The organism is Streptomyces sp. NPDC058646, assembly GCF_042716875.1.
In the GTDB taxonomy this organism is placed as follows: Bacteria; Actinomycetota; Actinomycetes; order Streptomycetales; family Streptomycetaceae; genus Streptomyces.
Map to the genome: position 1 here is coordinate 1 of NZ_JBHXRK010000025.1, position 20854 is coordinate 20854.

Below are 20854 nucleotides of genomic sequence, written 5' to 3' on the forward strand. Positions count from 1 at the left end.
GGACGGCTCTCACATTCGCGCGAAAAAGGGGGAGCCGGCACCGGTCCGTCGCCGGTCGACCGGCGGAAGACGGGCAGCAAGCACCACCTGATCTGGTATGGACGCGGTACCCCGCTCAAAGTCATCACGACCGCGGCGAACGTCAACGACGTCACCCAGACCCTCGCCCTGGTCGACGGCATCCCACCGGTGGCAGGCCGTCCCGGCCGGCCCCGCAGGCGGCCCAAGGCCCTGCTCGGAGATAAGGGCTACGACTCCAACCCCAACCGCGATGAACTGCGCAAACGCCGGATCCTGCCCGTCATCTCCCGCAAGGGATCCCCGAACATCAAGGGCATGGGCACGCTCCGCTACGTCGTGGAGCAGACCTTCGCCCTGCTCCACCAGTTCAAACGACTCGCCGTCCGATGGGAACGCCGCACCGAACTCCACGACGCGTTCATCTCCCTCGCCTGCAGCCTCATCTGCTGGCGACGCCTCAGCAAGCCCGACTCATGATCGTGTTACGAGCTCTTAGCAGCGGATGGCACGACTACTGCCTGGATCGCGGCTGCGGCAGCCGTCATCGGCGCCCTTCTCGGGGGGCTGGGATCGCTTTTTGCGGCGAGGCTCTCTAGCCGCGGAGCTGTCGGTGCAGCTGCCCGCACGGGCGCCGACGCGTACGGCAAGGCTGTCCGCGAGACCCGAATGGAAGCTTGTCACGGCTTCGCTACCTCCGTGCGCGCCATGATCAGCGGCGCCCAAGACATGTCGAATGCTGTCCGGAGCTACAACGTGAACTTTGGCTCTGACGAACGGGGGGCGCTGCCAAGCCAAGTCGAGTTGCTCGCGCTGGCTGAGACGATCGGTGACGCTGCTGTGCGTGTCCGCATTGCAGGACCCAAGATCGTCGCTGACGCAGCGGACGGCGTCCTCGCCAAGTGCAGCGACGTCATGTCCGACCTTGCTGAGTATGTGCGCCTCACGCAGAGCAGCTTCATGCCGGTGGATCACCCGGACATGCCGATCACGATCATCCTGGACCGTCCTATCGTCCGGCACGCTGAGGTGCAGGTGAGGTTGGGGACGGCCACCAACGCCCTGGTTGCGTTTCTGGATGTTGCTCGCGATCACCTGGACGATTGGAATGGCCAGGCTGCCTGAAGCGGGATCCACCACGGCTTTCGGCGCGTGAGCCGGCCGCTCCGGGCCGTCCCTGGGCCGTCGAAGGGTGGCCGGTGGTCACCGGCGATGACCAATGACGGCCTCTCAGATGCCGGTTGAGATGGGGTCTGTAAACGATCCGCCTGGCGGGCTGAGGCGGACATGACTTCCTGCGCAACAAGAAGCAGGAGTGGGAGGAATACCGGAGCGAGGTCACGGCCTTCGAGCTGCGGAAGAACCTGCCGGTGCTGTAGCCGGGTACGGCAGTACGGGGCGGCGGTCCGGGCCGGCGGTCGTGACCGCCGGCCCGGGGCCGTCCCCCGTCCCCCTGCGCCGCCCGCCGTCGGCGGTGGCGCGGTCAGTGGCTGTGCGGGTCGCCGCTCTCGCGGCGCCTGCGGTTGCGCCGGCCGAGGGCGCCCGCCAGGCCGATCAGGCCGCCTGTGAGTGCGCCGGCCACGAGGATGCGCAGCAGGTCCTCCATCGAAACTCCCCTCCGGGCCGTGGCGGCGCCGGTTCCGTGTGCCCGGCGCCCGATCGGCTACGAACGGGGACACTAGCGGCGGGCGGACGGCCTGGCTTGGACAAATCTGACCTCGCCGCTCACAGGGTGACGGCCCCCTCGGACACGCGCGCCGCAGCCAGCCGGCCGGGGGTGGTGCCGCCCAGGGCGCGGAACTCGCGGTTGAGGTGGGCCTGGTCGTAGAAGCCGCAGGCAGCGGTCACGTCGCCGAGGCTCGCGCCCCCGCGGGTGAGCAGGCCCACGGCCCGGTGGAAGCGCAGCACCCGGGCGGAGGCCTTGGGTGTCAGGCCGACCTGTTCGGTGAAGCGGCGGACCAGGTAGCTCTGGCTCCAGCCCACTTCGGCCGCGATCCGGCCGACCGGGATCGCCCCTCCGGCGCGGGACAGCAGCCGCCAGGCGTGGCCGACTTCGGGCGCGGGCCGCGAGCCGTTCTCCAGGCGGGCGGCCAGCGCGAGGTCCAGCAGGTCGAACCGGGTACCCCAGTCGGGGGTGGCGGCCAGGCGTTCCGCCAGCACTCCGGCCTCGGGGCCGAGGACGTCGCGGAGTTCGACCACCCGGTTGGTCAGCTCGCTCATCGGCAGGGCGAACAGCCGGAAGGCACCCAGCGGGGTCAGTTCGAGCCGGATCGCCTCCTGGCCGCCGGGATGGTCGCACACCCGGGGCCCGTCCTCCAGACCGGCTACGAGCGAGCCGGTCACCTGGCTGCCCGGGCTCGCCGAGTCCAGCCGCCGGACCTGGGCGAAGGGCTCTCCCAGGCTGATCACCACGACGGCCCGGCCGGTGGGGACCAGCCGCACCCGGTAGGGCGTGGCCGCGGCCTCCCAGTAGCCGGCGTAGCTGTGCACGAACGGGCGCAGCGGGAGAGGCCAGGGGCGGGTCACCCGCCACCGGTCGCCCACCCGGGTCATCCGCACCCCCCGACCGGTCACGCCTGTGCCTGTGACCACCGGCATCTCCGTCTCCCTCCCGTGGCGCCGAGCGCCTTTCTCCATTGGAACAGGAACAGCCCCGCCGGTCCGCCCGGTCAGCGGACCGCCGGGTGCCAGACGGGGTGGCCGGCGGGGGTGCCGGGGGCCGTCGTGGTCGTGTGGAGGGCGGCGTCCAGGCCCAGGACCACCGCGGTGGCGCCCGTCGCTTCGAGGACGGCTGCCGGGGCGCCCGCGTAGAACATCCCGGACTCCGACCAGGCGGGCGGGCCGCCGAGGCCCGTCGCGGCGACGGTGCCGCTGTTCGCGCGGCCCGCGATCAGGCGGCCCGCGACGGCGACCGTGCCGTAGCCGGCCCGGCCGCCCGCCTCGGCGACGCTGGAGGCCCGGGGTCCGGCGGGGCCGGCCGTGACCAGGGCGGTGCGGACGACCCCCGAGTCCGGGCGGCGGAAGTACAGGCGGACGCCCGCTCCGTCCGCGACCGCCGTGAGGGGGACCGTGGTGGCGGGCAGGCCCGTCCGTGCCGGGCCGTTCAGGGCGGCGCCGGGGGCGGGTTGGGTCCAGCCGACGACGGACCTGGTCGTGGCGGCGTACACGTGGAGCCGGCCGGCGGCGTCCGTCACGGCCACGGGGTCGCCCTGCAGGTCCTCGCCGCCCAGCCGCTGCCAGGCGGAGAAGCTGCCGTCCGCCTGCTGGGCGGCGGCGCGCAGGGTGCGGCGGGAGTCGCGCAGGTGGACGGTGACCCGGCCCTGCCGGTCCACGGTGGCCGCGGGGGAGCCGATCGACGAGGTGCCGTCCTCGTCGGAGGTCTCGGGGGTGCCCAGGGACCGCCACGGGCCGAACGGGCCGTCTGGCGCGGACTGGACGGCGTACACGACCTCGCGCCGGTACTCCTCGGGCCGCTCGCCGAAGGAGGTACGGGTGGCCAGGACGCCGACGCGGCCGTCGGGGAGGCGGACCGTGCTCGCGCCGGGGTCGGTGCCGGTGCCCGGGAGGAGGACCGGCCCGGTCCAGTCGCCGCCCGGGCTCCGCGTCCAGTGGGCGGTGCGGCCGTCCAGCGTGGCGAAGGCCCAGAGGCGGCCGGGCGTGCCCTCGGTCAGCCAGGAGGCGCTGTCGGCACGGGTGTAGCGCAGCGACTGGGCCCAGTTGCGCCCGGTCGGACTGGCCGCGACCTTGCGGTCGCCGCAGCCGGAGGGGCTGCCGCAGTGGTCGCGGTGGTCCTGCCAGGCGTAGGTGCGCAGGTAGCCGGTCTTCGTCTCGGCGGTCTGCGGGTCCAGCGCGTGGGGGAGGGTGCCGTTGTGGTAGCCGAGGTAGTTCTGGACCGAGAAGTGCGGGCGGTCCGTGCCCCGTTCGGCGTACGCGGCCGCCGCGGCCTGCGCGAAGCGGGCGCCGTACATGTGGTCCTGGTGGTCGGTGTACCCGCCGGTGCGCTCGTACCGGCCCGGTGTCGGGTCCTGGAGCCGTATCGTCGTCGGCCGGTACCGCTCCAGGACCCCGGCTATCGCCCGTATCGCCTGGTCCCTGGTGTAGGCGTACGTCTCCTTCACCGGGGTGCCCGAGGCCAGTTGGGTGCCGAGGGCGGGTATGCGGCCGTTCCACAGGCCGCGCAGGCTGTCGGGGGCGTCCCCGCCGGTGGAGCGGGCTTCGCGCAGCTGCATCCACACCAGATGGACCTCGGGCTTCGCGACGAGGACGTCGACCTCGGCCCGGCCGCCGCCGGCGGTGGGCACGGCCGTACGCCGCCACACGCCCGCGCGGTCCCCGGTGGCCATCTGGGCGTAGGCGGCGCGTATGCCGTTCTGCCGGGCCTCCGCGTAGTGGGCCCGGTCGGCGGGCTGCTCGGGGTCCTTGAGGCGGGCGCCGCGCGCCTGGTTGCGTCCGTCGGCCTCGCCGGAGGTGAGGTAGACGGTGGTGACCGGGGTGCCCGAGGTCAGGGAGCGGCTGAGGTCCGGGTTCATGAAGAACAGGTCGTCGTCGGGATGGGCGACGACCTGGACGACCGCACCGGCCGTGGTGCTCGCCGGCAGGGCGCCGAACCGGGTCCCCTCCTCGGCGGCCCCGGCGGGTGACAGGCGGCCGGAGGCGACGGAGAGCACGCCCGTGGTGCCGGCGGTCAGTACGGCGAGCAGCGCCGCGAAGCGGCGTCGGGTCATGGGCATCGGCCACGCCTCGGGTCGTGCGGGGAAGGGAGGAGCCTGAGCAGTCAGGGAGAGGCCGATGGGGGGAAGTCGGTTCCCCGGTTTCGCCGATGGCTCCCTCCTTTCCGAGAACGACCGGAAAGGAGGGTGCGGGTGGCCGGTTCCGAGCCGTGACGCGGCCGCCGCCGTCCCTTCGGTACGGGTCAACCAGGCTTCCCGCGACTGGCGTTGACCCCCCGGTTGCCGTGCGGCGCCTCCCCCTTCGCCCGGTGCCGCCCCGGCTCCACGCGCCCCGCCCGACGGCCGGCCGGCCTCCGAGCGGCCACGGCCCCCGCCCACCGCCCACCGGCCTCCGGCGCCCGGCCCCCGGGGGGACAGCGGCAGCACCCCGACCGCCCCCGGGGCGTGCACCGCGGGGTTGTGAGGTTGTTCACCTCCGGCGCGCCGTACCGGGCCAGTGGGGCAGTGAGGCAGTGGGGACATTTCGAAGCGCGGCAGGGCGGAAGCGGTGCGGGGTCCGCGCCGGGGGTTCGCCGACGGGGGGTCGGCTCCCCCGCGCAGGCCGGGCAGGGGGCACGTCCCATCCGCGCACAAAGCCGTGTATGACCCGACAATCCGCCACATGCTGCGTCCCGGTGATCCGAACGCCTGCTCCGGCTAGGCTCAGCCCCAGGCACCGCCAGGGCAGTGGCAGCGACGACCGCGGGAGGCGGTGGGATGACAGTCCCGGGACGCAGGAGCAGCACCTTCATCCGGCTGCTGCGCAGCGGTTTCACCGACCCCTCCGCCGCGGCCCGGCTGCTCGACGCCGACGCGCTGGCCGCCGTACGGGCCGATCCGGTCCTCCTCGACGCCCTCGGGGCGACCGCCGACCCCGACCTCGCCCTGCTCGGCCTCGTACGGCTCGCCGAGGCGCAGACCCCCGACGAGCTGCCCCGGCTCCTCGACACCCTCGTCAGCGCCAAGCCGCTGCGCGACCGCCTCCTGGGCGTGCTCGGCGCCTCCGAGGCGCTCGGCGACCACCTCGCCCGCCATCCCCGCGACTGGCAGGCCCTCGTCACGTACGAGGCCGCCGACCTCCACCCGGGCCTGGGCGACTTCGAGCGGGGGCTGGCCGACGCCCACGACCCCGTCGCGCTGCGCGTCTCCTACCGCCGCTGCCTGCTCTCCATCGCCGCACGGGACGTCTGCGGCACCATAGACGTCGCCGAGACCGCCGCCGAACTCGCCGACCTCGCCACCGCCACCCTCCGCGCGGCCCTGCGCATCGCGTCCGCCGCCGCCCCCGAGGACGCGGCCGCCTGCCGCCTCGCCGTCATCGCGATGGGCAAGTGCGGCGGCAACGAGCTGAACTACGTCTCCGACGTCGACGTGATCTTCGTCGGGGAGGCGGCCCACGGACGCGACGAGGCGAAGGGCCTCCAGGCCGCCACCCGCCTTGCCTCCCACCTCATGCGGATCTGCTCCGAGACCACGGTCGAGGGCACCATCTGGCCCGTCGACGCCAACCTCCGCCCCGAGGGCAGGAACGGCCCCCTCGTACGGACGCTCTCCTCCCACCTCGCCTACTACCAGCGCTGGGCCAAGACCTGGGAGTTCCAGGCCCTCCTCAAGGCCCGCGCCGTCGCCGGGGACGCCGCCCTCGGCGCCGAGTACATCGAGGCCATAAGCCCCCTGGTGTGGCAGGCCGCCGAGCGCGAGAACTTCGTCGCCGACGTCCAGAAGATGCGCCGCCGCGTCGTCGACAACATCCCCGCCGCCCAGGTCGACCGCGAGCTCAAGCTCGGCCCCGGTGGTCTGCGCGACGTCGAGTTCGCCGTCCAGCTGCTCCAGCTGGTGCACGGCCGCAGCGACGCCACCCTGCATTCCGGCAGCACCCTCGACGCCCTGCACGCCCTCGCCGCCGGCGGCTACGTCGGCCGCGCCGACGCCGCCCAGCTGCACGACGCGTACCGCTTCCTGCGCGCCATGGAACACCGCATCCAGCTCTACCGGCTGCGCCGCACCCACCTCGTCCCCGAGGACGACGCGGACCTGCGGCGCCTGGGCCGCTCCATGGGCCTGCGCACCGAACCCGTCGCCGAGCTCAACAAGGCCTGGCGCCGCCACGCCTCCGTGGTCCGCCGCCTGCACGAGAAGCTGTTCTACCGGCCCCTGCTCGACGCCGTGGCCCAGCTCACCCCCGGTGAGACCCGGCTCTCGCCCCGAGCCGCGGGCCAGCGCCTCGAAGCCCTCGGGTACGCCGACCCCGTCGCGGCCCTGCGCCACCTCGAAGCGCTCGCGTCCGGCGTCACCCGCAAGGCCGCCATCCAGCGCACCCTGCTGCCCGTCATGCTCGGCTGGTTCGCGGACTCCGCCGACCCGGACGCCGGCCTGCTGAACTTCCGCAAGGTCTCCGACGCCCTCGGCAAGACGCCCTGGTACCTGCGCCTGCTGCGCGACGAGGGCGCCGCCGCCGAGAACCTCGCCCGCGTGCTGTCCGCCGGACGCCTCGCCCCAGACCTGCTGCTGCGCGCCCCCGAGGCCGTCGCACTCCTCGGCGACCCCGAAGGCCTCCAGCCGCGGACGCACGAGGCCCTGGAGCAGGAGGTCCTCGCGGCCGTCGGGCGCGCCGAGAACGCCGAGGCCGCCGTCACCGCCGCCCGCGGGGTGCGCCGACGCGAGCTCTTCCGCACCACCGCCGCCGACATCATCGGCTCCTACGGCACGGAGGACAGCCCCGCCGAGGAGGACCACGGAGCCCTCGTCGACCGGGTCGGCGGAGCCGTCTCCGACCTCACCGCCGCCACCCTCGCCGGAGCCCTGCGCGCCGCCGTCCAGAGCCACTTCGGCGACACCCTGCCCACCCGCTTCGCCGTGATCGGCGTCGGCCGCTTCGGCGGACACGAGCTGGGCTACGGCTCCGACGCCGACGTCCTGTTCGTCCACGAGCCCCGCGAGGGCGTCGACGAGCAGGAGGCCGCGAAGGCCGCCCAGACCGTCATCGCCGAGATGCGCCGCCTGCTCCAGCTGCCCACCACGGACCCGCCGCTGCTCATCGACGCCGACCTGCGCCCCGAAGGCCGCTCGGGCCCGCTGGTGCGCACGCTGGCCTCGTACGCCGCGTACTACCGCCGCTGGTCCCTGACCTGGGAGAGCCAGGCCCTGCTGCGGGCCGAACCGGTCGCCGGGGACGACGAGCTGGGCCGCCGGTTCATCGATCTGATCGCCCCCCTGCGCTACCCGGTGGAGGGGCTCGGTGAGGACGCCGTACGCGAGATCCGCCGTCTCAAGGCGCGGATGGAGTCCGAGCGGATGCCGCGTGGCGCGGACCCCACGCTGCACACCAAACTCGGCCGCGGCGGCCTCAGCGACGTCGAGTGGACCGTGCAGCTCATCCAGATGCGGCACGCCTGGGCGGAGCCGGGCCTGCGCACCACCCGCACCCGCGAGGCCCTGGCCGCCGCCCACGCGGCCGGGCTGATCGGGACCGACGACGCGCAGACCCTCGACGAGGCGTGGGTGCTGGCCACCCGCGTCCGCAACGCCGTGATGCTGGTCCGCGGCCGCGCCGGCGACACCTTCCCGTCCGAGACCCGCGAACTGGCGGCGGTGGGACGCTACCTCGGCTACGCGGAGGGCACGGTCGGAGAGATGCTGGACGACTACCGCCGGATCACCCGCCGCGCCCGGGCCGTGGTCGACGAGCTGTTCTACGGAGCCTGACGAGCTGTTCTACGGAGCCCCGGATCTGCGGATCTGCGGATCCACGGGGCCTGAGGGGCCGCGTCCGGCGTGGCCATGGCGCGGGGTCCGCGGGGTCGGTTCCCCCATGGTCTCGGGTGCGGCCAGGTCGAGCGCCGAGCCCAGGACGAGGTTCTCCGGCCCGGTCAGCAGCGGCCTGATCTGCTCCGTGCGGAAGCCCGCCGCGAGCAGCAGGCCGACGGCCCCGTGGGTAGGGGGCGAGCACCTTCGGAGCCCGGACCGGGGGCACCGCCCCGAGGCGTACGCCCGCTTCGCCCGAGGACCCCGCAGCCGAGGACCCGAGCCCGAGGCCCCCGCCGCCGGAGACCGTCCCACCGAAGACCGGTCCACCCGGGTCCGACCCGCCGACGACCGGCCCGCCGAAGCCCCCGCCGCCGGAGACCGGTCCACCGACGACCGGCCCACCGACGACCGGCCCGCCGAAGCCCCCGCCGCCGGAGACCGGTCCACCGACGACCGGCCCACCCGAGTCCGGCCCACCGACGACCGGTCCACCCGAGTCCGGCCCACCGACGACCGGCCCACCCGAGTCCGACCCGCCGACGACCGGCCCGCCCGAGTCCGGCCCACCGAAGGAGAAGAACCGCCGTGCCCGCTGCCGACACCGTCCTCACCGGAGCCCGCGTCCGCACCCTCGACCCGGACCGCCCCGAAGCCCGCGCGGTAGCCCTCGTCGGCGGCGCGATCGCGGCCGTCGGCGACGAGGCCGACGTACGCGACTGGCGCGGCCCCGGCACCGAGGTGATCGACCTCGGCGGCGCCACCCTGACCCCCGGCCTCACCGACGCCCACAGCCACCCGGTCTGGGGCATCGAGACGGCCACCGGCACCGACCTCTCCGCCGTCCGGGACCTCGGGCAGCTCCGCGCCACCCTGCGCGCCGCCGACCGGCACCAGGGCTGGGTCGTCGGCCACGGCCTCGACCACAACGCCTTCGGCGGCCGTCCCGTGCACCGGGACCTCGTCGAGGAGGCACTGGACGGCGCCCCCGCCTTCCTGCGCCTCTACGACGGCCACTCCGCCCTGGCCAGCGGCGCGGCCCTGGCCGCCGCGGGCATCACCGGCCCCCGCGCCTTCGCCCAGCGCTCCGAGATCGTCTGCGCCCCGGACGGGACGGGTACCGGGCAGCGCCCCACCGGGCACCTCGTCGAGCACGCCGCGATGAACCTGGTGGGCGACCTGGTCCCCAAGCCCTCGCGCGCCGAGCGCCGCACCCGGCTCGTGGAGCTGCTCGGCGCCATGGCCGCCACCGGCCTCACCGGCGCCCACGTGATGGACCTCGGCGACGGCGACGTGCCCGCCCTGCTGGCGACCGTCGAGTACGAGGGTGACCTGCCGCTGCGGCTGCGCCTGGCCCCCTGGTGCACGCCGGGAGCGGACGAGGAGGAGCTCGCGGAACTGATCGGGCTCCAGGGGCTGGCCGGCCGCCACTGGCAGGTCGGCGGCGTGAAGTTCTTCATGGACGGCACGGTCGAAGGCGGCACCGCCTGGCTGGAGCAGGCGGACTGCCACGGCCGGGGCACGGAGGCCTTCTGGCCCGAGCCGCAGGAATATGCCCGGGCGGTCCGCGCCCTGGACGCCGCCGGAATCCGCACCGCGACCCACGCCATCGGCGACGCGGCGGTCCGGTACGTACTGGACACCGTGGCCTCGCTGGGCGAACAGGCCCGGATGCGGCACCGGATCGAGCACATCGAGACCGTCCCCGACGACCAGCTGGGGCGGTTCGCGCAGCTGGGGGTGGTCGCCTCCATGCAGCCCCCGCACACCGCGTACACCCGGGCCGACCACAGCGACGAGTGGTCCACGCGGCTGGGCGGGGAGCGGGCCGGCCGGGCCTGGCGCTGCCGCGACCTGCGGGACGCGGGGGCCGTGCTCGCCCTGGGATCGGACTGGCCCATCGCCCACTACGACGCCCGCCAGGTCCTGGTGACCGCCCGCAGCCCGCTCGGCGCGGCAGCGGCCGGGCCCGCCCTCACCGGGCTGATGGCGCTGGAGGGCATGACCTCGCACGCCGCGCTCGCGGCCGGGGAGGAGCGGGTTGCGGGGCGGATCGCGCCCGGGTACCGGGCGGACCTGACGGCCTTCGCCCTCGACCCGGTCGCGGCCGGGGCGGACGAACTGGCCGCGGCCCCGGTCCGCCTCACGGTGTCGGGCGGCCGGATCACCCACCGCGGAGGCGAAGGCTAGGGCTGTGGCCGGATGCGGTTCAAGCGGCGGTGGCCGCCGCGTCGGTCGGCGGGTCGCAGTCGCGGCAGCGGCCGGGGGCGGAGGAGCGGAAGGCACGGTCGCAGCCGTCGCACGTGCGGAGTGGAGGGATCGTGTGGTCCGGGCGGGCGGGGTGCGTCGCCCGCGGGACCTCCAGCCGGGGCGGGAGCAGTTCCCGCAGGCGGTGGGCGAGCAGCGCCGCCGGGGAGTGGATCGCCGCCAATGGCAGCGAGCGGGTCAGGACGGCGGCGACGGCGCCCGGGGCCAGCCCGCGCTCCAGCCAGACGGCCGCGGCGGGCGCCAGCCTCACCGCGTCGCGTTCGGACAGCACCAGCCGGGGATCGCGCAGCCGCAGTCGGGCCAGCAACTCACGTGCCTGTAGCTCGGTTTCGGAGACGACCGGAGCGGGATCGGCTACGGGTTCCGGCGGGGACTCGGGGTCCGGGTCGGGCTCCGAGTCGGGGGCCGGCTCCGGCTCGGATCGGGCGGGCGGCACGCGCCGCTCGCGGGCCGCACCCGTCGCCATCGCGGGCGGGTTGTTGTACGAGACCGTGCTGGTCACGACGCGTCCGGTCGGGAGCCGTGCCTGGAAGCGGGCCAGGTAGCCGTGCTGCTCCAGCTCGCGCAGGGCGGCGGCGATGCGGACCTCGCCCTCCGGGAAGCGTTCGGCGAGGGCCTTGATCGTGACCTTGGTGCCCGCCGGGAGCGACTGGATGTGCGTGGCCAGACCGATCGCCGTCATGCTCAGCTCGCGATGCTGCGCGAGGTGGTTGCCGATCTTGACGTAACCGCGGCGGTGCTCGTGGTTGATGTGCCGGATGCCCGACGGGACGCGCGTGGGAGCGCTAAGCTGCTGGTCAGCCATGGGGAAGGTACTGCTTCCTCTGTGGTCAGGCCCTCGGTCGGGATGCCAGTCCCGGCCGAGGGCCGAATGCGTTTGTGGGGTTGTTGGCAGTCAGCGTGCCCGCTGGATTGTCATATGCGCCAGCCGGGTTGGGGTGATTCACCCGACCGGGTGAGAGGGGGAGGGGGGAGGTAGGGAGAGGTTGTTTCCCCCGGTTATTGGTCTTTAGGCGTCGTGCGGGACCGGATATTGATCCACCGGGTCGTGGAAACCTCGATCCGGTGAAATCGGCCTCGCCAAATCCATTTCCGCCCACACGGTCTTCACCGGCGCGGGCCCGTGCTCGGTCCCCCAGCGCGCGGCGAGCGCGGACACGAGGGCGAGGCCCCGCCCCGACTCGGCCTCGACGTCCGCCGGTTCGGCGACTGCGGGCGGCCCGGACTCCCGCCGGGTGTCGGACACCTCGATACGGAGCGTAGGCCCGGGCGCGGTGCGCAGCGCGAGCCGGAAGTCCCGCCCCCGCACCCTGCCGTGCGTCACGGCGTTCGCGGCCAGCTCGGCGACGACCTGCGCCGCAGCTTCGAACGGAAGCTTGCGTTCCACAAGTTGGGCCACTGTGAGGGCGCGGGCGGCGCGGGCTCCGCGCGGGGTGGAAGGGAGCGTGGCGACGAGGGAGATTTCCTGATTCACGTGACTCAGCGTGGCCAGCCGTGCGTAACCTGAACAGAGTTGAGGGTGCTCTGTACGACGGCTGTCCACAGTGGTCCTGCGGTGTCCCCCCGGTCCCACGGAGGTGGAAGTGAACACGGACGGCGCCGACGAGTCGAGCTGGGAACTCGATCCGGAGGACGAATCCGGGGCGGTGATCGCCACGGTGGGACGCCAGTTGAAAATGTGGCGCGAGGCGGGCGGACTCGACCGTTCCAAGTCCGGTGAACAGATGGGATACGGGGCGAATCTGATCTACAAGATCGAACGCGGCGCCCGTATTCCGCGCCCGGAGTTCTTGGACAAGGCGGACGAGGTCCTTGGGGCGGGCGGGAAAATCGCCGCGATGAAGACCGACATCGAAAGGGCCCGCTACCCCAAGAAGGTTCGGGATCTTGCCAAGCTGGAATCCGAGGCGGTGGAGATCGGGTCGTACGACAACGTCGTGGTGACGGGCCTGCTCCAGACCGAGGAGTACACCCGTGCCCTCTATGCAGTGAGGCGCCCGGCTTACTCTGAGGACGAGGCCGAACGCTTGGTCGCGGCGAGGGTGGCTCGCCAGGAAATCCTCCGACGGCATCCGGCCCCGTTGCTGACCGTGGTGCAGGAGCAGGCTGTCCTCCGACGACCCATCGGGGGCAAGATGGTGTTGCGCCGCCAACTGGAACACCTGCTGGAGGTCGGCCGGTTGCGCAATGTGGAGATTCAGGTGATGCCCACTGCGGTGGAGGAGCACGCGGGTCTCGCGGGATCACTGAAGGTCATGCGTCTCAAGGATGGAACGACGCTGGGGCACAACGAAGTTCAGCTGGTCAGTCGCTTGATCACTGAACCGAAAGAGGTCCAGATCCTGGACATGCGCTATGGCATGATCCGAGCGCAGGCTCTGACGCCTCGCGAATCTCTGACGTTCATCGAGAAGGTGCTAGGGGAGACATGAGTATCAAGCCGTCGGCCGAGGACCTTTCCGCACTGACGTGGGTCAAGAGCAGCTACAGCACCAACGACGGGCCCGACTGCGTCGAGGTCGCCCGCACCCCCGGCACCGTCCTCGTCCGGGACTCCAAGCGTCCCGAGGACGCCCGCCTGGCGGTCACCCCGGCGGCCTGGACCGGGTTCGTCGCCCACGCCGCAGCCTGGTGAGACGACTGGATTCCGCGGTCGAGGCCGTGTTCCGGTACCGGCGGCCGGATCCGTGGTGCTGGGAGGCCGTCGTCGAGGCGGTCTGCACCGGATCGGAGGCCGGCCGGCACGCCGATTCCGCGATGCTCCAGGCCGGCCCGGCCGTCGCCGGGCATGCCGACCGGATCGCCCATGCCCTCGACCGGCTGCTCAGGGGCTTCGGCCGTACCTCCGGTAGTGCCGTCCAGCTGCACGCGTTCGCCCTCGCCGGGATGGGTGACGTCCGGGCGCTGCCCGCCCTGCGGCGCCTCGGGAGAGAGAACCACCTTTCGTCCGACCGCGCGCACGCCCGCATCCTGGCCGCGCTGCCCGCCGCGGACCTGCTCCCGACGGTGCGGACCGTCCTGCAGGACCCGGCCGAGTACCACGCGAGCACCTCCACGCTCGAACTCCTCGCGCTCTGGGGTCCGGCCGCCGCGCCCGCCGTGCCCGAGGTGGTCCGGTACCTGGAGACGCCGTACGCCTACGACGCCCTGCGCGTCCTCGGTCGTATCGGCCCCGCAGCCGTGGGCACCGCGGACCGGCTGGCCGACTTCGCCACGGGTCGCGCGAAGCGCGCGGGCCGCCTGGGCTCATGGGAGGGTCACCGGCGACGCAACCCTCGCCCTAGAGGTGTGCGGGCAGGCCGTGGAGTCCGGAAGCGGCAGCCACGGGCTGCCCTTCCTCGCAGATCTCGGCCCGGCGGCCGCGGCCTACGCGGACACCGTGCACGGCCTGATGGAATCGCCGGGTGCGTGGACCCGGGTCGCCGCCGCGAACGCGTACTGGCGGATCACCGGTGACCCGGAGCCCGCCGTGCCGGTGCTGCTGGCGGCGGTGGACCCGGCCTGGACGGGCCGGCCGGACCTGCCCACCCAGGAGGCCGTCCGTCGTCTCGGGGAGATCGGTGCCCCGGCTTCCGAGGCGGTACCCCTGCTCCGCGCGATCCTGGCCACCGAGGAACGCCTCAGCCATTCCTTCGAGAGTCGGCGGATCCTGGACGACGAGGCCTACGTCCGTACGCTCACCGACGCCCTGGAGCGGATCGGCCCGGGCGTGGACGGCCCCGCTGCCGAGGTCGTGGCGTTGATGCCCGAGCCCGTTGCCGGACGTGGAGGGCTGCTGCGGAGGTGGTGGGGACCAGGGGAGGGCCGGCGGGAGTCACGCTCCCGGTGACCCCTGTCCTCAAGCCCGGGTGCGGAAGCGGTTCAGCAGCTCCGCCGCCGGGTGGGGCCCGGCGTGGGCGGGGTGGCGGGGCAGGCGGTGGGGGAAGGACCCGAACCAGGTCCGCGAGACCGCGTAGCCGAACGCGAGGCAGAGCAGGCCGCCCACGGCGTCCAGCCAGAAGTGGTTGGCGGTGGCGACGATGACGACGAGGGTCAGCGTCGGGTAGAGCAGGCCCAGGATCCGGGCCCACGGGGCCGAGGCGACCGCGAAGATCGTCAGCCCGCACCAGAGCGACCAGCCTATGTGCATCGAGGGCATGGCGGCGTACTGGTTCGACATGTTCTTGAGGTTCCCGGAGGCCATGGAGCCCCAGGTGTGGTGCACCAGCACCGTGTCGATGAAGTTCTGGCCGTTCATCAGCCGGGGCGGCGCCAGCGGGTAGAGGTAGTAGCCGACCAGGGCCACGCCCGTGGTGGCGAAGAGGATGAGCCGGGTGGCCGCGTAGCGGCCCGGATGGAAACGGTAGATCCACACCAGCACGCCGATGGTCACCACGAAGTGGAGGGTGGCGTAGTAGTAGTTCATGCCCACGATCAGCCACGTCACCGAGTTCACGGCGTGGTTGACGGATTCCTCGACGGCGATGCCCAGGGTGCGCTCGGCGTTCCAGATCCAGTCGGCGTTCGCGAGGGCGGCCGCCTTCTGTTCGGGCACCGCGTTGCGGATGAGCGAGTACGTCCAGTAGCTGACCGCGATGAGCAGGACCTCGAACCAGATCCGCGGGCGTCGCGGGCTCCGCAACCGGGCGAGGAGGGTGCGGTCGGAGCCCGGCCGGGTCTCGCTCTCGGTCACGGTGGGTGACGAGACGTCCGTCCGGGTTTCCAGTGTCTTCACGCTCGCTTCACCCATGGGGAGAGAGTCTGCCAGATGCGATCCCGCCTCCGATCATCCCTCGGGACGGTCTTCGGCGCCTGCGGTCCGCCCTGCGGAGGACCCCGGTCCCCTACGGCCTGCGGCCCTGCCGGGGACCGGACGCCGTGGAGCCCCGGACCACCAGCTCGGGCAGGAAGACGAATTCGCTGTGCGGGGCCGGCGTACCGCCGATCTCCTCCAGCAGGGTCCGTACGGCCGCCTGCCCCATCGCCTGCACCGGCTGCCGGATGGTGGTCAGCGGCGGATCGGTGAAAGCTATCAGTGGGGAGTCGTCGAAGCCGACGACCGAGACGTCCTGCGGCACCCGCAGCCCCTGCTGCCGTGCGGCCCGGATCGCGCCGAGCGCCATCATGTCGCTCGCGCACACCACGGCCGTGCAGCCGCGGGCGATCAGTGCGGTCGCCGCGGCCTGACCGCCTTCCAGGGTGTAGAGGGAGTGCTGGATCAGCTCCTCCGTCTCGGCCTCGGTGAGCGCGAGGCGCTCCTTCATGCCGAGCCGGAAGCCCTCGATCTTGCGCAGTACGGGCACGAACCGCTTCGGTCCGACCGCGAGGCCGATCCTCGTGTGCCCGAGCGCGGTCAGGTGGGTCACGGCCAGCTGCATCGCGGCGCGGTCGTCGGGGGAGACGAAGGGGGCCTGCACCTTGTCGGAGAACCCGTTGATCAGGACGTACGGGACGCCCTGCCCGCGGAGCTGGTCGTAACGGCCCATGTCGGCGGTCGTGTCCGCGTGCAGGCCCGAGACGAAGATGATCCCGGACACCCCGCGGTCGACCAGCATCTCGGTCAGCTCGTCCTCGGTGGACCCGCCGGGCGTCTGCGTGGCCAGCACCGGCGTGTATCCCTGGCGGGTCAGCGCCTGGCCGATGACCTGGGCGAGCGCCGGGAAGATGGGGTTGTCCAACTCGGGGGTTATCAGACCGACGAGGCCCGCGCTGCGCTGGCGCAGCCGGACGGGACGCTCGTAGCCGAGCACGTCGAGCGCGGCCAGCACGGACTCACGGGTGCCGGCGGCCACACCGGGCTTGCCGTTGAGCACGCGGCTGACTGTGGCTTCGCTGACCCCCGCCTGGGTTGCGATGTCGGCAAGCCGTGCGGTCACGGGATTGGACTGTACCGGTCGCACGTTCAGATTGCCCACCACGTGCACGAATCAGGGGGGAGCAGGACGGTGCGGCCGTCGGTCTCCACAGGGGCGCTGGAGAGTACGGGGCGTCCGGGCGCGGGCAGTTCGACCGGGGTGGGACGGGTGTTGAAGGTGCAGGCGAAGCCGGGCCGGGCGAACAGGAGCACGTCCTCGGGGGCGGACAGCCACCGCATCCCGGTGGGGCCCGGGCCCTCGTCCGCCGGGCCGGCCCCGCCCCCGCCTTCGGCCCCGGTGCCGTCCAGGCCCGCCTCCGGTGCGCCCAGCCCGGGCAGTGCCCGGCGCAGCTCCAGGGCGGCGCGGTAGAGCTCCAGCGTGGAGTGCGGGTCGCCGGTCTGGGCGGCGACGCTCAGGGCGTCCCACCCGGCGGGCTGCGGGAGCCAGCTCCCGGCCGGCCCGAACCCGTACGGCGGCTCCGTCCCGGACCAGGGGATCGGCACCCGGCACCCGTCGCGCAGCCCGTCCTGGCCGGCGGTGCGCAGGAAGGCCGGGTCCCGGCGGGCCTCGTCCGGGAGGTCCACCACCTCGGGGAGGCCCAGCTCCTCGCCCTGGTAGAGGTACGCCGACCCGGGCAGGGCCAGCATCAGCAGCGCGGCCGCGCGCGCCCGGGCCAGGCCCCGCGCCCCGCCCCCGTACCGCGTCACGTGGCGTACGACGTCGTGGTTGGACAGCACCCAGGTGGTCGGCGCCCCGACCGCGGTGGTGGCGGCAAGTGACTCGTCGATCACGGTGCGCATCTCGGAGGCGTCCCAGCGGCACTTCAGGAAGCGGAAGTTGAAGGCCTGGTGCAGTTCGTCGGGGCGCACGTACAGCGCGAGCCGCTCGGAGCTGGGGGCCCAGGCCTCGGCGACGCCGATTCGCGGGCCCGCCTAGGAGTCCAGGAGGAGGCGCCAGGAGCGGTGGATCTCGTGGACCCCGTCCTGGTCGAAGAAGGGGAGGGGCTGGGTGCCGATGAGGGTGGCCTGGGCGCCGCGACCCCCGTCGGCGGCGATGTCCGGCAGGCCGGAGGCCTTGACCATGCCGTGGGCGACGTCGATGCGGAAGCCGTCGATGCCCAGGTCCAGCCAGAAGCGCAGGACCGAGGCGAACTCGGCGGCGACCTCGGGGTGCTCCCAGTTCAGGTCGGGCTGCTCGGGGGCGAAGAGGTGCAGGTACCACTGCCCGTCGGGGGTGCGGGTCCAGGCGGGCCCGCCGAAGACGGACTCCCAGTCGTTCGGCGGCTGCGCCCCGCCCGCGCCGCGTCCCGGGCGGAAGTGGTAGCGCTCCCGGGCCCCCGCCTCACCGGCGAGGGCGGCGCGGAACCAGGGGTGCCGGTCCGAGGTGTGGTTCGGCACCACGTCCACGACGACCCGCAGGCCGAGCGCGTGGGCCGCCCGTACGAGGTCGTCGGCGTCGGAGAGGTCCCCGAAGAGCGGGTCCACCGCCCGGTAGTCCGCGACGTCGTAGCCGCCGTCCGCCTGCGGGGAGACGTAGAACGGGGTGAGCCACACCGCGTCGACCCCGAGCCGGGCCAGGTGCGGGAGGCGCTCGCGCACCCCGCGGAGGTCGCCGACGCCGTCTCCGTCGCTGTCCGCGAAGGATTTCACGTACACCTGGTAGATGACGGCATCGCGCCACCAGCCGCCGCTTGCGGTGGCCTTGCTGGAAGCGCTTGCAAGCCGGGACGCGGTCAGCTCATGGGTCATATCGGGGTCAACGCTCGTACATGCCCCCTGGTTGCGGGCCCGGACAGTCGAAGGTGACTCGAACTAACAGCAAGCTGCGGCAACCGTACGGACACGCAGATGTAACGATCAGCGGGTCTTGCAGAAAATTGCCGCAAGCTCTTTCGGACGGCTTTCAGTCTTGTTACGTTCTCGGCAACTCGGGACCGCGAGGGCGCGGCCGGGATCATCGAAGGAGTTCATATGCGGCGTGGCATAGCGGCCACCGCGCTGGTCGCGGCCCTGGCGCTCGCGGCGACGGCTTGCGGTGGGGACGACAAGGATGCGGCCGGCGAGACGAAGGCCGGCGGCGAGCTGTCCGGCACCGTCACCTGGTGGGACACGTCGAACGACGCCGAGAAGGCCAGCTTCCAGAAGATCGCCGAGGCGTTCACCGCGAAGCACCCGAAGGTGACCGTCAAGTACGTCAACGTCCCGTACGGCGACGCGCAGAACAAGGTCAAGAACGCCTTCAGCAGCGGCTCGGACGCTCCTGACGTGATCCGCGCCGACGTGGGCTGGGTGGCGGACTTCGCCTCGCTGGGCTACCTCGACGAGGTCCCGGCCGAGACGGCCAAGAAGGTCGACGCCGAGTTCCTGCCGCAGGCCGCGGCCAGCGGCAAGTACGAGGGCAAGACCTACGCGGTGCCCCAGGTCATCGACACCCTCGGCCTCTTCTACAACAAGAAGATGCTCGCCGACGCCGGCGTCCAGCCCCCCACCACGCTGGAGGAGCTGAAGACGGCCGCCGCCGCGGTCAAGGCGAAGAGCGGCAAGGCCGGTCTCTACCTGCGCGGCGACGACTCCTACTGGTTCCTCCCGCTGATCTACGGCGAGGGCGGCGACCTCGTCGACGCCAAGAACAAGACGGTCACCGTCGACAACGAGGCCGGCGTCAAGGCCTTCAGGACGGCCCGTGAGCTGGTCACCTCGGGCGCGGCGGTCACCAACGCCACCGACGGCTGGACCAACATGCAGACGGCCTTCAAGACGGGCGAGGCCGCCATGATGATCAATGGTCCGTGGGCGGTCGCCGACACCTACGCCGGCGACCAGTTCAAGGACAAGGCCAACCTCGGCGTCGCCGCCGTCCCGGCCGGCTCGGTCAAGGCGGGCGCCCCGCAGGGCGGCCACGACCTCGGCGTCTACGCGGGCTCCAAGAACCGCGCCGCGGCCCACGCCTTCGTCGACTACATGACCTCCCAGGAGGTCCAGGTCCAGTCCGCCAAGGAGCTGAGCCTGCTCCCGACCCGTACCGCCGCCTACGAGGCGCCGGACGTCAAGAGCAGCGAGATGGTCCAGTTCTTCAAGCCGGCCGTGGACAAGGCCGTCGAGCGCGCCTGGATCCCGGAGAACGGCTCCCTCTTCGAGCCGCTGAAGGTCGAGTACACCAAGGCGATCACCGGGGCCTCCTCCCCGGAGGACGCGGCCAAGGCGGCCGGTGCCGAGTTCCGCAAGATCCTCAAGGGCTGGAAGTAGAAGAACCATGGCTGCTCACACCAGCCAGTCGGTGGCCACGGCCGCGGGCGACGGAGTCGGCAAGACCGACGACGCCCGCGGCCGGGGCCGCAGGACTGACAGCGGGAAGCGCGGTGGACCGGGGCGTGCCCTGGCCACCCACTGGTACGCCTGGGCCATGGTCGCCCCGGTGGTGCTCGTCCTCGGCGTGATCATCGGCTGGCCGCTCGTCCGCGGCGTGTACCTGTCGCTGACCGACGCCAACGAGCGCAACGTCGCCCGGACGATCGGCGCCAACCACATCGAGGCGACGTACGAGTTCGTCGGCCTCGACAACTACGCGGCCGTGCTCGGCGACCCGGTCTTCCTGCAGCGGCTGGTGTGGACGGTGGTGTGGACCGTCGCCTGCGTGTCCATCACCTTCGCGCTCGGCCTGGTCCTGGCCAACATGCTCAACCGGGAATTCCGGGGCCGCGCCGCCTACCGGATGGCGCTCATCCTGCCCTGGGCCGTCCCCGGCTTCGTCTCCGTCTTCGCCTGGCGGTTCCTCTTCAACCGCGACAACGGCATCCTCAACAAGGTCCTCGAAGGCGGCGGCATCTCCGCGATCCCGTGGCTCGACGACCCGACCTGGGCCAAGCTCTCCGTCGTCACCGTCAACGTCTGGCTCGGCGTCCCCTTCATGATGGTCGCCCTGCTCGGCGGACTGCAGTCGATCCCCGGCGAGCTGTACGAGGCCGCCGAGATGGACGGGGCCAGCCCCTGGCAGCGGTTCCGGCACATCACCCTGCCCGGGCTGCGCGCGGTGAGCATGACGGTGATCCTGCTCTCCACCATCTGGACCTTCAACATGTTCCCGGTGATCTTCCTGCTCACCCGGGGCGGTCCCGGCGACTCCACGGAGATCCTGGTGACCCAGGCCTTCCGCGAGGCGTTCATCGCGAGCCCGCGCGACTTCGCCGGCTCCGCGACCTGGGGCGTACTGATCCTCGCCCTCCTGATGATCTTCGCGCTGGTCTACCGGCGCTCGCTGCGCAAGCAGGGAGAGGTGTGGTGA

16 protein-coding genes and 2 pseudogenes are annotated in these 20854 nt (G+C 72.8%); 10 read left to right on the top strand and 8 right to left on the bottom strand.

Going from position 1 to position 20854, the window contains the following annotated elements; all coding sequences use genetic code 11:
* From ACFWUZ_RS26955 to ACFWUZ_RS26965, 3 genes and pseudogenes are all read left to right on the top strand, one after another.
* Positions 1–498: IS5 family transposase (locus ACFWUZ_RS26955; protein ID WP_384378037.1), on the top strand; the 498-nt coding region annotated here is incomplete at its 5' end.
* A gap of 219 nt (positions 499–717) precedes the next feature.
* Positions 718–1143, top strand: coding sequence for a hypothetical protein (locus ACFWUZ_RS26960; RefSeq protein ID WP_384378040.1), 426 nt, complete (start codon positions 718–720; stop codon positions 1141–1143).
* A gap of 167 nt (positions 1144–1310) precedes the next feature.
* A pseudogene (locus ACFWUZ_RS26965) lies at positions 1311–1397 on the top strand (glutamine synthetase); the annotation flags it as partial.
* A gap of 104 nt (positions 1398–1501) precedes the next feature.
* Here ACFWUZ_RS26965 and ACFWUZ_RS26970 read toward each other — a convergent pair.
* The 3 genes from ACFWUZ_RS26970 to ACFWUZ_RS26980 form a co-directional block, all read right to left on the bottom strand.
* On the bottom strand, positions 1502–1624 hold the full coding sequence (locus tag ACFWUZ_RS26970; RefSeq protein WP_384378043.1) for a hypothetical protein: 123 nt from the start codon (positions 1622–1624) through the stop codon (positions 1502–1504).
* 119 nt (positions 1625–1743) lie between these two features.
* A complete protein-coding gene (locus tag ACFWUZ_RS26975; protein ID WP_384378046.1) occupies positions 1744–2610 on the bottom strand; it encodes a helix-turn-helix domain-containing protein in 867 nt (288 codons plus the stop codon).
* Between the two features lie 77 nt (positions 2611–2687).
* Positions 2688–4748: a PIG-L family deacetylase gene (locus ACFWUZ_RS26980; protein WP_384378049.1), complete on the bottom strand. Its 2061-nt coding sequence runs from the start codon at positions 4746–4748 to the stop codon at positions 2688–2690.
* A gap of 696 nt (positions 4749–5444) precedes the next feature.
* Between ACFWUZ_RS26980 and ACFWUZ_RS26985 the strand changes: the two genes are divergently transcribed.
* Positions 5445–8432 (top strand): bifunctional [glutamine synthetase] adenylyltransferase/[glutamine synthetase]-adenylyl-L-tyrosine phosphorylase, encoded by a 2988-nt coding sequence (locus tag ACFWUZ_RS26985; protein ID WP_384378052.1) that lies wholly within the window; start codon positions 5445–5447, stop codon positions 8430–8432.
* 627 nt (positions 8433–9059) lie between these two features.
* Positions 9060–10661: an amidohydrolase gene (locus tag ACFWUZ_RS26990; protein ID WP_384378055.1), complete on the top strand. Its 1602-nt coding sequence runs from the start codon at positions 9060–9062 to the stop codon at positions 10659–10661.
* A gap of 19 nt (positions 10662–10680) precedes the next feature.
* On the opposite strand, the gene ACFWUZ_RS26995 is transcribed toward ACFWUZ_RS26990, so the two are convergent.
* On the bottom strand, positions 10681–11544 hold the full coding sequence (locus ACFWUZ_RS26995) for a helix-turn-helix domain-containing protein (RefSeq protein ID WP_384378058.1): 864 nt from the start codon (positions 11542–11544) through the stop codon (positions 10681–10683).
* A gap of 204 nt (positions 11545–11748) precedes the next feature.
* The gene (locus tag ACFWUZ_RS27000) at positions 11749–12213 is read right to left on the bottom strand and encodes an ATP-binding protein (RefSeq protein ID WP_384378061.1); all 465 of its coding nucleotides are present in this window, start codon (positions 12211–12213) and stop codon (positions 11749–11751) included.
* Positions 12214–12322: 109 nt separating this feature from the next.
* On the opposite strand from ACFWUZ_RS27000, the gene ACFWUZ_RS27005 reads away from it, so the two are divergent.
* The 3 genes from ACFWUZ_RS27005 (at position 12323) to ACFWUZ_RS27015 (ending at position 14568) form a co-directional block, all read left to right on the top strand.
* The gene (locus ACFWUZ_RS27005) at positions 12323–13171 is read left to right on the top strand and encodes a helix-turn-helix domain-containing protein (RefSeq protein WP_384378064.1); all 849 of its coding nucleotides are present in this window, start codon (positions 12323–12325) and stop codon (positions 13169–13171) included.
* On the top strand, positions 13168–13374 hold the full coding sequence (locus ACFWUZ_RS27010; protein WP_384378067.1) for a DUF397 domain-containing protein: 207 nt from the start codon (positions 13168–13170) through the stop codon (positions 13372–13374). Before ACFWUZ_RS27005 ends, ACFWUZ_RS27010 begins: the two co-directional genes overlap by 4 nt.
* Positions 13375–14040: 666 nt before the next feature.
* Positions 14041–14568 (top strand): hypothetical protein, encoded by a 528-nt coding sequence (locus ACFWUZ_RS27015; protein ID WP_384378070.1) that lies wholly within the window; start codon positions 14041–14043, stop codon positions 14566–14568.
* 9 nt (positions 14569–14577) lie between these two features.
* Here ACFWUZ_RS27015 and ACFWUZ_RS27020 read toward each other — a convergent pair whose 3' ends face one another.
* The 3 genes and pseudogenes from ACFWUZ_RS27020 to ACFWUZ_RS27030 all read right to left on the bottom strand — a co-directional run bounded on the left by ACFWUZ_RS27020 (position 14578) and on the right by ACFWUZ_RS27030 (position 18321).
* Positions 14578–15468: a phosphatase PAP2 family protein gene (locus tag ACFWUZ_RS27020; protein ID WP_384378073.1), complete on the bottom strand. Its 891-nt coding sequence runs from the start codon at positions 15466–15468 to the stop codon at positions 14578–14580.
* Positions 15469–15562: 94 nt separating this feature from the next.
* Positions 15563–16594, bottom strand: coding sequence for a LacI family DNA-binding transcriptional regulator (locus ACFWUZ_RS27025; RefSeq protein ID WP_384378076.1), 1032 nt, complete (start codon positions 16592–16594; stop codon positions 15563–15565).
* Positions 16595–16620: 26 nt separating this feature from the next.
* A pseudogene (locus ACFWUZ_RS27030) lies at positions 16621–18321 on the bottom strand (alpha-amylase family glycosyl hydrolase).
* Positions 18322–18543: 222 nt separating this feature from the next.
* Here ACFWUZ_RS27030 and ACFWUZ_RS27035 point away from each other — a divergent pair.
* Both ACFWUZ_RS27035 and ACFWUZ_RS27040 read left to right on the top strand, forming a co-directional pair.
* On the top strand, positions 18544–19818 hold the full coding sequence (locus ACFWUZ_RS27035; protein WP_384378079.1) for an extracellular solute-binding protein: 1275 nt from the start codon (positions 18544–18546) through the stop codon (positions 19816–19818).
* 7 nt (positions 19819–19825) lie between these two features.
* Positions 19826–20854, top strand: coding sequence for a carbohydrate ABC transporter permease (locus ACFWUZ_RS27040; protein WP_384378082.1), 1029 nt, complete (start codon positions 19826–19828; stop codon positions 20852–20854).

Coding starts and splice junctions, on each gene's coding strand:
- ACFWUZ_RS26970 (WP_384378043.1), bottom strand. CDS start 1,624: ATGGAGGACCTGCTGCGCATCCTCGTGGCCGGCGCACTCACAGGCGGC.
- ACFWUZ_RS26980 (WP_384378049.1), bottom strand. CDS start 4,748: ATGCCCATGACCCGACGCCGCTTCGCGGCGCTGCTCGCCGTACTGACC.
- ACFWUZ_RS26985 (WP_384378052.1), top strand. CDS start 5,445: ATGACAGTCCCGGGACGCAGGAGCAGCACCTTCATCCGGCTGCTGCGC.
- ACFWUZ_RS26995 (WP_384378058.1), bottom strand. CDS start 11,544: ATGGCTGACCAGCAGCTTAGCGCTCCCACGCGCGTCCCGTCGGGCATC.
- ACFWUZ_RS27010 (WP_384378067.1), top strand. CDS start 13,168: ATGAGTATCAAGCCGTCGGCCGAGGACCTTTCCGCACTGACGTGGGTC.
- ACFWUZ_RS27020 (WP_384378073.1), bottom strand. CDS start 15,468: ATGGGTGAAGCGAGCGTGAAGACACTGGAAACCCGGACGGACGTCTCG.
- ACFWUZ_RS27035 (WP_384378079.1), top strand. CDS start 18,544: ATGCGGCGTGGCATAGCGGCCACCGCGCTGGTCGCGGCCCTGGCGCTC.
- ACFWUZ_RS27040 (WP_384378082.1), top strand. CDS start 19,826: ATGGCTGCTCACACCAGCCAGTCGGTGGCCACGGCCGCGGGCGACGGA.